Origin of the sequence: Comamonas koreensis (genome assembly GCF_021026195.1) — a bacterium.
In the GTDB taxonomy this organism is placed as follows: domain Bacteria; phylum Pseudomonadota; class Gammaproteobacteria; order Burkholderiales; family Burkholderiaceae_C; genus Comamonas; species Comamonas koreensis.
This window is the reverse complement of the sequence record NZ_JAJNCT010000005.1, coordinates 81285-95468: the sequence shown is the minus strand read 5'-3', so window position 1 is coordinate 95468 and position 14184 is coordinate 81285. Positions and strand designations below refer to the sequence as shown.

General features: G+C 61.9%; 15 protein-coding genes. 13 read left to right on the top strand and 2 right to left on the bottom strand.

Annotated features, from left to right (window positions below):
* Position 1: 1 nt before the first annotated feature.
* From lpxD to LPW39_RS02540, 12 genes are all read left to right on the top strand, one after another.
* Complete coding sequence (gene lpxD / locus LPW39_RS02595; protein ID WP_230771089.1) at positions 2 to 988, top strand: UDP-3-O-(3-hydroxymyristoyl)glucosamine N-acyltransferase; 987 nt, start codon at positions 2 to 4, stop codon at positions 986 to 988.
* Between the two features lie 12 nt (positions 989 to 1000).
* A complete protein-coding gene (gene fabZ / locus LPW39_RS02590) occupies positions 1001 to 1441 on the top strand; it encodes a 3-hydroxyacyl-ACP dehydratase FabZ (RefSeq protein WP_021026566.1) in 441 nt (146 codons plus the stop codon).
* Positions 1442 to 1447: 6 nt separating this feature from the next.
* Positions 1448 to 2248 carry an acyl-ACP--UDP-N-acetylglucosamine O-acyltransferase gene (lpxA, locus tag LPW39_RS02585; protein ID WP_230771085.1) on the top strand — a complete coding sequence of 267 codons (801 nt, stop codon included), beginning with the start codon at positions 1448 to 1450 and terminating at the stop codon, positions 2246 to 2248.
* A gap of 17 nt (positions 2249 to 2265) precedes the next feature.
* Positions 2266 to 3429 (top strand): lipid-A-disaccharide synthase, encoded by a 1164-nt coding sequence (lpxB, locus tag LPW39_RS02580; RefSeq protein WP_230771083.1) that lies wholly within the window; start codon positions 2266 to 2268, stop codon positions 3427 to 3429.
* Entirely contained in the window at positions 3401 to 4036 is a 636-nt protein-coding gene (gene rnhB, locus LPW39_RS02575) for a ribonuclease HII (RefSeq protein WP_133855592.1), read from the top strand. Before lpxB ends, rnhB begins: the two co-directional genes overlap by 29 nt.
* A 50-nt stretch (positions 4037 to 4086) precedes the next feature.
* Positions 4087 to 4875 (top strand): TrmH family RNA methyltransferase, encoded by a 789-nt coding sequence (locus LPW39_RS02570; protein WP_230771081.1) that lies wholly within the window; start codon positions 4087 to 4089, stop codon positions 4873 to 4875.
* Between the two features lie 309 nt (positions 4876 to 5184).
* Positions 5185 to 6372, top strand: a complete 1188-nt coding sequence (carA, locus tag LPW39_RS02565) for a glutamine-hydrolyzing carbamoyl-phosphate synthase small subunit (RefSeq protein WP_230771080.1) — start codon at positions 5185 to 5187, stop codon at positions 6370 to 6372.
* Between the two features lie 61 nt (positions 6373 to 6433).
* Positions 6434 to 6793 carry a hypothetical protein gene (locus LPW39_RS02560; protein WP_133855591.1) on the top strand — a complete coding sequence of 120 codons (360 nt, stop codon included), beginning with the start codon at positions 6434 to 6436 and terminating at the stop codon, positions 6791 to 6793.
* A 66-nt stretch (positions 6794 to 6859) separates the two neighbouring features.
* Positions 6860 to 10108 (top strand): carbamoyl-phosphate synthase large subunit, encoded by a 3249-nt coding sequence (gene carB, locus LPW39_RS02555; RefSeq protein ID WP_230771078.1) that lies wholly within the window; start codon positions 6860 to 6862, stop codon positions 10106 to 10108.
* Between the two features lie 180 nt (positions 10109 to 10288).
* Positions 10289 to 10765: a transcription elongation factor GreA gene (gene greA, locus LPW39_RS02550; protein WP_027010824.1), complete on the top strand. Its 477-nt coding sequence runs from the start codon at positions 10289 to 10291 to the stop codon at positions 10763 to 10765.
* Between the two features lie 31 nt (positions 10766 to 10796).
* Entirely contained in the window at positions 10797 to 11216 is a 420-nt protein-coding gene (locus LPW39_RS02545) for a DUF4149 domain-containing protein (RefSeq protein ID WP_230771076.1), read from the top strand.
* 46 nt (positions 11217 to 11262) lie between these two features.
* Positions 11263 to 12147 carry a Kdo hydroxylase family protein gene (locus LPW39_RS02540; protein ID WP_230771074.1) on the top strand — a complete coding sequence of 295 codons (885 nt, stop codon included), beginning with the start codon at positions 11263 to 11265 and terminating at the stop codon, positions 12145 to 12147.
* 86 nt (positions 12148 to 12233) lie between these two features.
* On the opposite strand, the gene LPW39_RS02535 is transcribed toward LPW39_RS02540, so the two are convergent.
* Together LPW39_RS02535 and LPW39_RS02530 are read right to left on the bottom strand one after the other, a co-directional pair.
* Positions 12234 to 12953, bottom strand: a complete 720-nt coding sequence (locus LPW39_RS02535; RefSeq protein WP_230771072.1) for a glycosyltransferase — start codon at positions 12951 to 12953, stop codon at positions 12234 to 12236.
* 25 nt (positions 12954 to 12978) lie between these two features.
* Positions 12979 to 13452: a YhbY family RNA-binding protein gene (locus LPW39_RS02530; RefSeq protein WP_021026578.1), complete on the bottom strand. Its 474-nt coding sequence runs from the start codon at positions 13450 to 13452 to the stop codon at positions 12979 to 12981.
* Positions 13453 to 13484: 32 nt separating this feature from the next.
* Between LPW39_RS02530 and LPW39_RS02525 the strand changes: the two genes are divergently transcribed.
* Positions 13485 to 14153, top strand: coding sequence for an RlmE family RNA methyltransferase (locus LPW39_RS02525; RefSeq protein ID WP_230771070.1), 669 nt, complete (start codon positions 13485 to 13487; stop codon positions 14151 to 14153).
* The last annotated feature ends 31 nt before the right edge of the window (positions 14154 to 14184 follow it).

Below are 14184 nucleotides of genomic sequence, written 5' to 3'. Positions count from 1 at the left end.
CGTGAGCCTGCAGCTAGTTCAGATCATTGAGGTCCTGGGAGGGGCGCTTGAGCAAGGAGATCCAGCGATGGAGATCCAGGCGATTGCCTCGCTCGAAGATGCCGGTCCCCAGGACTTCAGTTTTCTCAGCAATCCCAAGCTGCAGGTCCAGATGCTGGCCTCCAAGGCCGGCTGCATTGCGGTCAGTGCGCAGATGCAGGAGCAGGCACGCCAGCGTGGCGGCGCCTTTGTGGTGGTGGACAACCCCTACCTTTACTTTGCGCGGCTGACGCAGCTATGGCGCAAGCACCATGCGATACGCCCGGTGCCTGCCGGTATCCACCCTTCTGCGGTGGTAGAAGAGGGTGCCATCGTGCACCCTTCTGCATCCATTGGGCCGCTGTGCCATGTGGCCCGTGGTGCCGTCATCGGTGCCGATTCAGTACTGACCTCGCGCGTGACCGTAGGGGCGGACTGTGTGCTGGGCGAGCGTGTGCTGGTGCAGCCAGGTGCGGTTATCGGTGGTGACGGCTTTGGCTTTGCCAACGAGCGCGGGCGCTGGATCAAGATTGAGCAGCTCGGCGGAGTGCAGATCGGTGACGATGTCGAAATCGGCTCCAACACCTGCATCGATCGCGGTGCGCTGCGGGACACCATCATTGCCAATGGGGTGAAGATCGACAACCAGGTGCAGATTGGCCATAACGTCGAGATTGGCGAGCATTCGGCCATGGCTGGCTGCGTCGGCATCGCCGGAAGCGCCAAAATCGGACGCCAATGCACGATTGGAGGCGCCGGAATGATTCTGGGCCACCTGGAAATCGCCGACAATGTACATATTTCGGCGGCCACGGTAGTCAGTCGTTCGATCAGGCAGCCGGGTCAGTACACCGGCTTCTTCCCCATCGACGACAATGGCAGCTGGGAAAAGAACGCCGCTACCCTAAAACATCTCCATGCGTTGAGGGACCGAATCAAGGCCTTGGAGCAAACTCAGAAAAACGGCTAAGCCGAGTTCACAATGATGGATATTCAAGCAATTCTCAAGCAGCTGCCTCACCGCTACCCCTTCTTGCTGGTGGATCGCGTGCAAGAGCTTGAGCGCAACACCCGCATCAAGGCGATCAAGAACGTCACGTTCAACGAGCCGTTCTTCACCGGTCACTTTCCTGGCCGCCCCGTGATGCCAGGCGTGCTGATCCTGGAAGCGCTGGCCCAGGCGGCCGGCCTGCTGGCCTTTGATGCCATGGGCCAGGTGCCCGATGAGAACAATATCTACTACTTCGTCGGTATCGACTCGGCGCGCTTCAAGCGCCCGGTGGTGCCAGGAGACCAGCTGGTGCTGGAGATCACCATTGACCGCGTACGCGGCGGTATCTGGAAGTTCAATGCCGTGGCCAGCGTGGAAGGCGAAGTCGCCGCAGAAGCACAGCTGATGTGCACCATGCGCCACGTGGAATAACGGTAGATGACGGCGGTCAGTCCCATCCACCCCACTGCGATCGTTGACCCTGCGGCCCAGTTGCACCCTACGGTGTCAGTTGGGCCGTACGCAGTTATTGGCCCCCAGGTTTGCATCGGCGCCCACACCAAGGTGGGTGCGCATACGGTGATCGAGGGCATCACCACGATCGGTGAATCCAATGTGATCCATTCGCATGCTGCACTGGGCGGCGTGCCGCAGGACAAGAAATATGCTGGCGAGCCGACCCGCTTGGAAATTGGCGACCGCAACACTATCCGCGAGTTCTGCACCTTCAACACCGGCACCGCCCAGGATGGTGGCGTGACCCGTGTCGGCGACGACAACTGGATCATGGCCTATGTGCATATTGCGCATGACTGCCAGGTCGGCAACCAGACCATTCTGGCCAACAATGCCACTCTGGCCGGTCACGTGCATGTGGCTGACTGGGCCATCATTGGCGGCCTGTCGGGCGTGCACCAGTTCACCAAGGTGGGTGCGCATGTAATGGCCGGTTTTGCCAGCCATATCAGCCAGGATGTGCCTCCGTTCTGCATGGTCGATGGCCATCCATTGGCGGTGCGCGGCCTCAACCTGGAAGGCTTGCGCCGGCGCGGTTTCAGCGCCGAGCGGCTGGCGGTCATCAAGCAGGCCTACCGGCTGGTGTACCGCAGCGGCCTGACCTTGCAGGCGGCGGTTGAAGCGCTGGACAACTTGCAGGGCAGCTGCGAGGCTGAAGCCCAGGCCGATGTGCAGCTGATGCTCGACTTTCTGCAGCAATCCAAACGCGGCATCGTGCGCTGATGCCCGCGCCTGCTGCTATGAACCCGCACCAAGACCTGTTTTTGGCCATGGTGGCTGGCGAGACCTCGGGTGACCTGCTCGCTGGCTTGGTGCTGCAGGGCCTGGCTGCGGATTTTCCCGGCATGCGCTCGGCCGGTATTGGCGGCCCGCGCATGGCCCAGGCCGGGTTTGATGCGTGGTGGCCCAGCGAGCGCCTGGCCGTGCACGGCTACAGCGCCGAGCTGCTGCGCCGTATCTGGGGTATTTTGCGCATCCGCAAGCAGTTGGTGCAGCGTCTGACGGCGGAGCCGCCCCGGCTGTTTGTCGGCGTCGATGCGCCCGATTTCAACCTTGGCGTGGAAGAGCGCTTGCGCGCCCAGGGCATCAAGACGGTGCATTTTGTCTGCCCGTCGATCTGGGCCTGGCGCCCTGAGCGGGTTGAGAAGATCCGGCGCTCGGCCGACCATGTGCTGTGCATCTTTCCGTTTGAGCCGGCCTTGCTGGCCCAGCACGGTATTGCCGGCACCTATGTCGGCCATCCGTTGGCCAATGTGATTCCGCTGCAGCCTAATCGTGCAGCGGCACGCCAGCAGCTTGGCTTGCCGCTGGAGGGCGAGGTGCTGGCCGTGCTGCCCGGCAGCCGTGCCTCGGAAGTCAGCTACATCGCCAAGCCATTTTTTCTGGCCGCTGCGCGCCTTTTGCAGGCGCGACCTTCGCTTACAATCGTCGTCCCTGCCGTTCCGGCTTTGCGCGCACGCATTGATGCGCTGGCTGCTGAATGCGGGATATTGGATCGCATCCGTGTGCTCGATGGCCAGTCGCATCTGGCGCTGGAAGCCTGTGACTGCACCTTGATCGCCAGCGGTACCGCCACCTTGGAGGCGGCGCTGTTCAAGCGGCCCATGGTCATCAGCTACCACATGCATGCCATCAGCTGGCGTTTGATGCGCCGCAAGCAGCTGCAGCCCTGGGTGGGCTTGCCCAATATCCTGTGCCAAGACTTTGTCGTGCCCGAGCTGCTCCAAGAGGCGGCGACGCCCGAAGCCTTGGCCGATGCGGTGGCGCAATGGTTGGACGCGCCACGCCTTGATCCAGCACGCCTGGCCCAGTTGGAGCAGCGTTTTCATGACCTGCACCTGGAACTGCGCAGGGATACCCCAAAGCTTGCTGCCGATGCCATCCAAAAAATTCTCTCTGCCTGACCAGGCCTCCTTGCCCTGGCATCCGCCGGGCTTGGTTGCGGGTGTGGACGAGGCAGGGCGGGGCCCTTTGGCGGGCCCGGTGGTGGCTGCGGCCGTCATTCTGGATGAGCGCTCTCCCATTGCCGGTCTGGCAGATTCGAAGAAACTCACGGCACGTGCCCGCGAGCGCCTCTACGATGAGATCTGTGGCAAGGCGCTGTGCTGCTCGATTGCGCAGGCGACGGTCGAAGAGGTCGATGGCCTCAATATCCTGCAAGCTACGATGCTGGCCATGCAGCGCGCAGTCAATGGTCTGCGCCTCAAGCCGGTGCGGGTGCTGGTCGACGGCAACCGCATTCCGCGCCTGGACATGCCAGCCGAGGCCATCGTCAAAGGCGATGCGCTGGTGCAGGCCATCTCGGCCGCATCGATCCTGGCCAAGGTGCACCGGGATCGCTGGTGCCAGGATATCGACCGGCTCTACCCGCAGTACGGCTTTGCCGCACACAAGGGCTATGGCACTGCGGTGCACTTGGCGGCGCTGCAGAGTTTTGGCGCCTGTCCGGAGCATCGGCGCTCCTTCTCGCCGGTGGCCCAGGTGATGGCCGTCGTCAAGACTGGCGCCTGAATCTCCGTCAACGCTGTTGCAGGCGGCATGCCTGCGCAAAGGAATCATCTGTGTCCCCTGCTGAGCACCCACCCGTTTTTATCCAGTCGCGTGACAATGCCTTGGTCAAGGACCTGCGCCGTTTGATGGAAGAGGGCGCGGCCTACCGCAAGCAGGGGCGCTACTGGATTGAAGGCGACCACCTCTGCCGTGCAGCGCTGACGCGTGGCGTCAAGCCAGCGGTGGCTGTGTTCTCCGAGAAATTCTGGCAGTCGCCCGAGAACGTCTTTGCCCGTGCGGCCGCCCGCAACATCGTCATCGACACCGCCTTGTTCGCCAGCCTCAGCCCGCTGCCATCGCCAGCGCCCTTCGGCTTTTTGATGGACCTGCCCACGCAGCAAGCGGGTATCCAGCCGGGTGTGGCTGCGGTGGTGCTGGATCGCGTGCAGGATGCCGGCAATGTGGGTTCCATCTTGCGCAGTGCCTCGGCCTTTGGTTTTGGCCAGGTGATCGCGCTCAAGGGATCGGCGGCGCTGTGGAGCGGCAAGGTGCTGCGTGCCGGCATGGGCGCGCATTTTGCGCTGCACCTGGTCGAGAATGCCTCGCAGGAGGACGTGCTGGCCTTGCAGCAACCGCTGTTGGTCACCAGCTCGCACCAGGGGGACTGGCTGCACCGCGCCGCCTTGCCCTGGCCCTGCACCTGGGTCATGGGGCATGAGGGGCAGGGCGTGTCCGAGTCGCTGCAGGCGGCTGCACAGCACCATATCCGCATCACCCAGCCCGGTGGCGAGGAGTCGCTCAATGTGGGTGCAGCTGCGGCCATTTGCCTGCATGCCAGTGCGGCAGCACGTGCGGATTGATACGGCGATGGGCGGGTGCTGAGGCGCAGGTAATTCAGTGATAACGAGTATGCGCTTTGCGTATTTTCCCTGTTGCTACTACGCTCTGTGTTGGTGTGCTGCTGCGCAGAGTGTGTAATTTTTAGCGATTTGGCCCTCAAATCATCCCCTGCGCTCACTCAGATTGCAGCTTGCACGCTACAATGGGTGGCTTTCAAGTAATCACGTCGCCCGGCTGCACTCAAAGCAATCTCTCATAAGCACAGTCTTCGCGGTGATCCTCAGGGACACCACAGACTCCGGGCGACCCGTAACCATCCGGAGAACCCAGTGTTTTTGTCTCAACAGAGCGCGTTTCCTCCCGCCATCCTGGCGCTCGCAGACGGCACGGTCTTTATTGGCAACTCAATCGGTGCGCAAGGCACCACGACCGGCGAAGTGGTGTTCAACACCGCAATGACCGGTTACCAGGAAATCCTCACGGACCCCAGCTACTGCCAGCAGATCGTGACACTCACGTATCCGCACATCGGCAACTACGGGATCAATGCTGAAGATATTGAGTCCGACAAAGTCTTTGCTGCTGGCCTGATCATCAAGAATCTGCCACTGCTGGCCAGCAATTTCCGAAGCACGGAAACCTTGTCGGAATACCTGGTCCGCAGCAAGACGGTCTCCATCGCCAACATCGATACCCGCAAGCTCACCCGCCTGCTGCGCGACAAGGGTGCGCAAAACGGCGCCATCGTCGGCCTGGCTGCTGGCGAGCAAGTCTCGCAAGCGCGCATCGATGAAGCCATTGCCGCCGCCCAGGCAGCGCCCAGCATGAAGGGTCTGGACCTGGCCAAGGTGGTCAGCGTGTCGCAGTCCTACGAATGGGTGCAGACCGAGTGGCAACTGGCGCGCGCCGATGGCACGCCTGGCTACGGCAAGCTGCAGGACCATGCCTTCCACGTGGTCGCCTATGACTACGGCGTCAAGAAGAACATCCTGCGCATGCTGGCCGAGCGTGGCTGCCGCGTGACCGTGGTGCCAGCGCAGACCCCTGCGGCCGACGTGCTGAAGTACCAGCCCGATGGCGTGTTCCTGTCGAACGGCCCCGGCGATCCAGAGCCTTGCGACTACGCGATTGACGCAGCGCGCACGATCATGGACAGCGGCGTGCCGACCTTCGGTATCTGCCTGGGCCACCAGATCATGGCGCTGGCCTGCGGTGCCAAGACCTTCAAGATGCAAAACAGCCACCACGGTGCCAACCATCCGGTCAAGGATCTGGACTCGGGCCGCGTCTGCATCACCAGCCAGAACCATGGCTTTGCCGTGGATCTGGACACCCTGCCGGCCAACACCCGCGCCACGCATGTGAGCCTGTTCGATGGCACCTTGCAGGGCATGGAGCGCACCGACCGTCCAGCCTTCTGCTTCCAGGGTCACCCCGAAGCCTCGCCAGGCCCGCATGATGTGTCGTACCTGTTCGACCGTTTTGTGAAGCTGATGCGCGAGCACAAGAAGGCCTGATGCCAGGCGCCTTTCGCCACCGCGTAAGCCCGCGCACGATGAACCCAAGGAATATGCTGCCGTGAAACTGTTTTCTTTTCCTGTCGCCACCCTCGAGAAAGCGATCAGCAAGCGCATCATGACCTTGTCGCCCGAGCACAAGGAATGGTTCATGGCGCGCTGGCAGCAAAAGCCCTATAAAAAATCTTTCCTCGACAACAAGGCCTTGCCCCTGGTGACCATCGTGTCCAAGTGCAAGTCCATGTCGGATGAGGACTTCGACCAGGTGATGGCCGAGTGGGACGCCAAGTTCTACGAAGCCGAGGCGCAGGTACTGCGCCCCATGGTGCAAGGGGATGGTCTGCTGCAGCTGATGCAGAAGAACCTGCCCGAGGCCCGTGTCCTGGCCATTTTGAACAAATTAGATACCGACCGCGTATAAACCCCAGCGCTCGGCGGCTGCCCATCAGGACAGCCAGCCAGCGCGCGCGATTGCAAGGCGAGCCTCATGTCTAAACGCACCGATCTCAAAAGCATTCTCATCATTGGCGCTGGCCCGATCATCATCGGCCAGGCCTGCGAATTCGACTACTCCGGCGTGCAAGCCTGCAAGGCGCTGCGCGAGGAGGGCTACAAGGTCATCCTGATCAACAGCAACCCTGCGACGATCATGACCGACCCGGCCACAGCCGATGTAACCTATATCGAGCCCATCACCTGGCAGACGGTCGAGAAGATCATCGCCAAGGAGCGCCCCGATGCGATCCTGCCCACCATGGGTGGCCAGACCGCGCTGAACTGCGCGCTGGACCTGTGGAAGAACGGCGTGCTCGACAAATACAAGGTCGAGCTGATCGGCGCCAAGCCCGAAGCCATCGACAAGGCCGAAGACCGCCTCAAGTTCAAGGACGCGATGACCAAGATCGGGCTGGGCTCGGCCCGCTCGGGTATCGCGCACAGCATGGACGAGGCCTGGGATGTACAACGCCAGGTGGGCTTCCCCACCGTGATCCGCCCCAGCTTCACCCTGGGCGGTACAGGCGGCGGTATTGCCTACAACCCCGAAGAATTCGAAGTCATCTGCAAGCGCGGTCTGGAGGCGTCGCCGACCAACGAGCTGCTGATCGAGGAATCGCTGCTGGGCTGGAAAGAGTACGAGATGGAAGTGGTGCGTGACACCGCCGACAACTGCATCATCGTCTGCTCGATCGAGAACCTGGACCCCATGGGCGTGCACACCGGTGACTCGATCACCGTGGCCCCCGCACAGACCCTGACCGACAAGGAATACCAGATCCTGCGCAATGCCTCGCTGGCCGTGCTGCGCGAGATCGGTGTGGACACCGGTGGCTCTAACGTGCAGTTCTCGATCAACCCCAAGGATGGCCGCATGGTCGTCATCGAGATGAACCCGCGCGTCTCGCGCTCGTCGGCACTGGCCTCCAAGGCCACGGGCTTCCCGATTGCCAAGATCGCCGCCAAGCTGGCCGTGGGCTTCACCCTCGACGAGCTGAAGAACGACATCACCGGTGGCAAGACCCCCGCGTCGTTCGAGCCGACCATCGACTATGTGGTCACCAAGATCCCTCGTTTCGCCTTCGAGAAATTCCCGACGGCCGACAACCGCCTGACCACGCAGATGAAGTCCGTGGGTGAAGTGATGGCCATGGGCCGTACCTTCCAGGAGTCCTTCCAGAAAGCGCTGCGCGGCCTGGAAGTGGGCGTGGATGGCATGAACGAAAAGACCCAGGACCGCGAGATTCTGGAAAAGGAACTGGGCGAGCCCGGTCCCGACCGTATCTGGTATGTGGGCGATGCCTTTGCCGCCGGCTGGTCGCTGGACGAAGTGCACAACATCACCAAGATCGACAAGTGGTTCCTGGTGCAGATCGAAGAGATCATCAAGCTGGAACTGGCGCTGGACAAGCACACCGAAGCCCAGGGCGATGACAAGGCGCTGGCCGCACTGTCGGCCGACGATCTGCGCAGCCTCAAGCAAAAGGGCTTCTCGGACCGCCGCCTGGCCAAGCTGCTGCACACGACCGACAAGGCCGTGCGCGAAGCGCGCCATGCGCTGAATGTGCGCCCCGTGTTCAAGCGCGTCGATACCTGCGCGGCCGAGTTCTCGACCAACACGGCCTACATGTACTCGACCTACGACGAAGAGTGCGAAGCCCAGCCCAGCGACAAGAAGAAGATCATGGTGCTCGGCGGCGGCCCCAACCGCATTGGCCAGGGTATCGAGTTCGACTACTGCTGCGTGCACGCGGCGCTCGCGATGCGCGAAGATGGTTATGAAACCATCATGGTCAACTGCAACCCCGAAACCGTGTCTACCGACTACGACACCTCGGACCGCCTGTACTTCGAGCCGGTGACTCTGGAAGACGTGCTGGAAATCGTGGCTGTTGAAAAGCCCGTGGGCGTGATCGTGCAGTACGGTGGCCAGACCCCGCTGAAGCTGGCGCTGGCGCTGGAAGAGGCCGGTGTGCCGATCGTCGGCACCACCCCCGACATGATCGACGCGGCCGAAGACCGTGAGCGTTTCCAGCAGATGCTGCAGACCCTGAACCTGCGCCAACCACCGAACGCCACCGCGCGTACCGAAACGCAGGCGATGGAACACGCCCGCGAGCTGGGCTACCCGCTGGTGGTGCGCCCCAGCTATGTGCTGGGTGGCCGCGCGATGGAGATCGTGCACGAGGAGCGCGACCTGGAGCGCTACATGCGCGAAGCGGTCAAGGTCTCCAACGACTCGCCCGTGCTGCTGGACCACTTCCTGTCCAACGCCATCGAATGCGATGTGGACTGCGTGCGTGACCGCACCGGCAAGGTCTTCATCGGCGGCGTGATGGAGCACATCGAGCAAGCGGGCGTGCACTCCGGTGACTCGGCCTGCTCGCTGCCCCCTTACTACCTGAGCAAGGCGACGGTGGACGAGATCAAGCGCCAGACCGCAGCCATGGCTGAAGGCCTGAACGTGGTGGGCCTGATGAACGTGCAGTTCGCGATCCAGGAGCGCGACGGCAAGGACATCATCTATGTGCTGGAAGTGAATCCTCGCGCTTCGCGTACCGTGCCTTTTGTCTCCAAGGCCACCGGCATCCAGCTGGCCAAGGTGGCGGCACGCTGCATGGTGGGCGATACGCTCGAGGAGCAGGGCATCACCAAGGAAGTGACGCCACCGTACTTCAGCGTCAAGGAAGCCGTGTTCCCCTTCGTCAAGTTCCCCGGTGTGGACACCATCCTCGGCCCCGAGATGAAGTCCACCGGTGAAGTGATGGGTGTGGGCAAGACCTTTGGCGAAGCCTATGTGAAGAGCCAACTGGGTGCAGGCACCAAGCTGCCGCGCTCGGGCAAGGTGTTCCTGACCGTGAAGAACGGCGACAAGCCACGCGCTGTGCAAGTGGCCAAGGAACTGGCCAGCATGGGCTTCCAGCTCTGCGCCACCCGGGGTACCGCTGCTGCGATTGCCGATGCCGGCATCGAGGTGCAGACGGTCAACAAGGTGACCGAGGGCCGCCCGCACATCGTGGACATGATCAAGAACAATGAAATTGCGATGGTCATCAACACCGTGGAAGAGCGCCGCAACGCCATTGCCGACTCGCGAGCCATCCGTACCAGCGCGCTGCTGGCCCGCGTGACCACGTTCACGACCATCTTTGGTGCCGAGGCTGCGGTAGAAGGCCTGCGCAACATGGATGACCTGGATGTGCACTCGGTGCAGGAGCTGCACGCCAGCCTGCAGCACTGATCGCATCGCCGTTTGCCGATTTTTGTTGCAAGGCTCAAAAATCGGCATAATAGAGACTGCCTCGCAACCGCCGCGCTCCCCAGCGCGGCGGTTTGCTTTTGAACCCCCGCCGCTTAGCAGGCGGATGCCTACCAGGTGCCAGCCATAGTGCTGGCATCTTGACTGTTTGTGGAGACCGAGATGGCCACTATCCCCATTACCAAGCGTGGTGCAGAAAAGCTCAAAGAAGAGCTGCAACGCCTCAAGACCGTGGACCGCCCAGGCGTTATTGCGGCCATTGCGGAAGCCCGCTCGCATGGCGATCTGAGCGAAAACGCCGAATACGATGCGGCCAAAGACCGCCAAGGCTTTATCGAAGGCCGTATCCAGGAAGTGGAGGCCAAGCTGTCGGCCGCCCAGATCATTGACCCCTCGCAGCTCGACGCGGGTGGCAAGGTGGTGTTTGGCGCTACCGTCGATCTGGCCGATGAGGACAGTGGCGATCCGGTGACCTACCAGATCGTGGGCGAAGACGAGGCCGACCTCAAGCAAGGTCTGATCAACGTCTCTAGCCCCATTGCCCGCGCACTGATCGGCAAGGAAGAGGGCGATACCGCCGTCGTTCAAGCCCCGGGTGGCGAGCGCCGCTACGAAGTCGTAGCCGTGCGCTACCTCTAAAACCCAATCGCCGCCGCGCACCGAGCCCGCTATGAAAAACCGCCTGCCCGTCTTTGCCGCTGCCCTGTGGTGGGGCAGTCTGTCGGCCATTGGCTTCATGGCCGTGCCCATGCTGTTTGCCAACCTGCCGCAGGCATCGATGGCTGGCTTCATGGCTGCCAAGCTGTTTGCGGCGCAGACCTGGGTGTCGCTGGCCTGCGGCCTGGTGCTGCTGGTGCTGGCCAAGGACAAGGCCAGCAACACCATCCAGCCCTGGGCCCGTGCGGCGCTGGGCTTTGTGCTGGCCGGCATGCTGATGGCACTGGTGGTGCAATACGGCGTATCGCCCAAGATCGTGCAGCGCGAGAACCTCAAGTTCTGGCATGGCCTGGGCACCTTGCTGTATGCGCTGCAGTGGCTGTGCGCAGCCCTCGTGCTGTGGCGGACATCCGCACTCGCACCACGGGCTTGATCTGGCCCAAGGCGATCGCCTGCCGGCGCGCTACACTGGGCGGGCCATGCAATCTCCCATCGTTTCCATAGACGCCAATGACTGGCGCAACACACCGGGCCGTCCGGAATGGACGGCCGCCGTTGAATCCGGCAAGGTGCTGTATTTCCCCCAACTCGCGTTTGCGCTCTCCGACCAGGAAAAGACGCTGCTGCGCCCCGATGTGCGCGACCCCAAGTCGCGCAACATCAGCCTGAATGTGGACGGCAGCATCAAGGGCGTGGCCGGCGATGCTGCCACGCAGGCGGCCGTTGCGGCCATGGTCACCCGTTTTCGGGAGCAGACTACCGCGCTGATCGCCGGCCTGTTCCCCGACTACATGCCCCTGGTGCGCATGGCGCCCACGAGCTACCGGCCGTCACAGGTGGAGACCCGTGCCCAATCTTGGCGTGCCGATGACAAGCGCATGCATGTGGACGCCTTTCCATCGCGGCCCAACTACGGAGAGCGTATTCTGCGTGTGTTCAGCAATGTGAACCCCGATGGCCAGCCCCGGGTCTGGCGCGTGGGTGAGCCTTTTGAGGATGTGGCGCGCAAGTTCTTGCCACGCGCCAAGCCCTATGTGGCTTGGCAGGCCAAGGCGCTGGCCATGCTGCATGTGACCAAATCACTTCGCAGCGAATACGACCACCTGATGCTGCAGCTGCACGATGGCATGAAAGGCGACATGGACTACCAGCGCAACGCGCCGCAGGAGACCGTGCCTTTTGCCGCCGGCTCCAGCTGGGTCTGCTTCTCGGACCAGGCAGTGCATGCCGTCATGTCCGGCCAGTACATGCTGGAGCAGACGTTCTTCCTGCCGCCGGGCAAGGAGTACAACCCGGATGCGAGCCCGCTGGCGATTCTGACGCGCATGCAAGGCCATGCACTGGTGGCAGCGGACCAGCGCTAAACCGGCTGAATCAAAGCCGCTTACGGGAAACAAAAAAGGCGTTGATCTGAGAGATCAACGCCTTTGGTTTTTATGCGCAGGGCGGTTCAGCCCCAGGCCTTTTCAATCCAGCGGGCGGGCTGGATATGGTGGAAGCGCTTGTTGCGCAAACCTTGCAAGGCATCGGGCGGGTTGACCTCGCCGTGGAAGATGACGATGCGCGCATCGGCGGGTGGCAGCGGCTCTTTCCAGTAGTTGCTCGGCCAGGCAGGGATGCAGTAGTACTTGAAGCTCGGGCACCAGGCGGCAGGCCAGTAATCGAGCTTGCCCTGCTGGTGCAGAAAGTGCGACAGGTACTCCTGCTCATTGCGGTACTCGGCACGCAACTGCTCGGTGTTGGCACGGAAGTTGGCCAGCACATCGGCATGGGCACCCAGGGTAAAGCGGTAGACCGAGGAGTTGCCGACAATGCGTTTGCCAAAGCGCCAGAAACGCGGGTAGTCATGGATGATGCGAAATTCACCGGGCAGGGTAAAAAACTCATCGATGCTGCCGACGATCACCACATCCAGGTCCAGGAACAGCGCCTGGCCTTGGAGGCCATACAGATCCTGCTCGAAGGTGGTGAGCTTTTTCCAGGCGCCATCGCGCTGGCCGGGGGCCAGCTGGATGTTCAGGTCCGGAATCGGGTGGCATTCCACTTCGCTGCGAATCCCTTGCGTGTCATCGGTCAGGCAGACAAAGCGAAAATCGCCACTCAGATGGCGGCGAACCATGGCGTACAGCCGATTGACATAGTCGGGGCCATATTTGGTACCCCATTTCATGCAAAGGATGTGGCGATCGGTCACACTAGCTGCCCTGCTGCTTTTTGATCGACTTTTGCTTGGGCTTGGCGCGCTTGACCTGGCCGCCGGCCGTCAGGCGCTGGTTGCCCAGGATGCGGATCTGCTTGACCTCGGGCTTTTGCCAGACGTTCTTGCTGAACTTGAGCACCTTGACTTCGCGCGGACCGGCCTTGCGGTCTTCGTCAAGCTGCTTTTCCTTCTCGGGCATCGGGCGCCACAGGACCAGCAGCTTGCCGATGTGCTGAATAGGCGCTGCATTGAGCGAGTCGGTCAGCTTCAGGAAGATGGCTTCGCGGTTGGCGCGGTCATCGGAGAAAACACGGATTTTGATCAGGCCATGGGCATTCAGGGCCAGGTCGACCTCTTTTTCGACGGCTTCGGTCAAGCCGTCACCGCCAATCAGAACCACGGGGTCAAGGTGGTGGGCTTCGGCGCGGTGCTCGCGACGTTGGGCGGGAGTAAGTTGTATTTGGGGCATAGCCCGTATTATCGGGGCTCCCGGGAGAAAACATGAAAGTAAGTACTAAAACCAAGAAGGTCAACAAGACTTGGCTCAATCAGCACATCAATGATCCCTATGTGCGGGCAGCGCAAAAGGACGGTTACCGCGCCCGTGCGGTCTACAAGCTCAAGGAAATCGATGAGCACTTCAAGCTGATCCGGCCGGGTGATGTGGTGGTCGATCTGGGCTCCACGCCGGGCGCCTGGAGCCAGTATGTGCGCCGCCGCCTCTCGCCCGATGGCGCTGCGGTGGGCGAACTCAATGGCGCCATCATCGGGCTGGACATGCTGCCGATGGAGCCGATCGAAGGCGTGGACTTCATCCTGGGCGATTTCCGCGAGCAGGAAGTGCTGGACCAGCTGGAGAGCACCTTGGCCAAGCGCCGCGTCGATGTGGTGATCTCGGACATGGCCCCGAATCTGTCAGGCGTGGAAAACGTGGATGCTGCCCGCATCGCCCACCTGATCGAGCTGGCGGTGGACTTTACCTGCCAGCACATGAAGCCCGAAGGTACCTTGGTGGTCAAGCTGTTCCATGGCAGTGGTTACTCGCAACTGGTGGATTTGTTCAAGCAGACCTTCCAGGTGGTCAAGCCTTACAAACCCAAGGCCTCGCGCGACAAATCCTCGGAAACCTATTTGATCGGCATCCGTCTCAAACCCGAGGCGCAGCGCTGAGCAAAAACGCCCTGACCGGGAGCAGGGATGT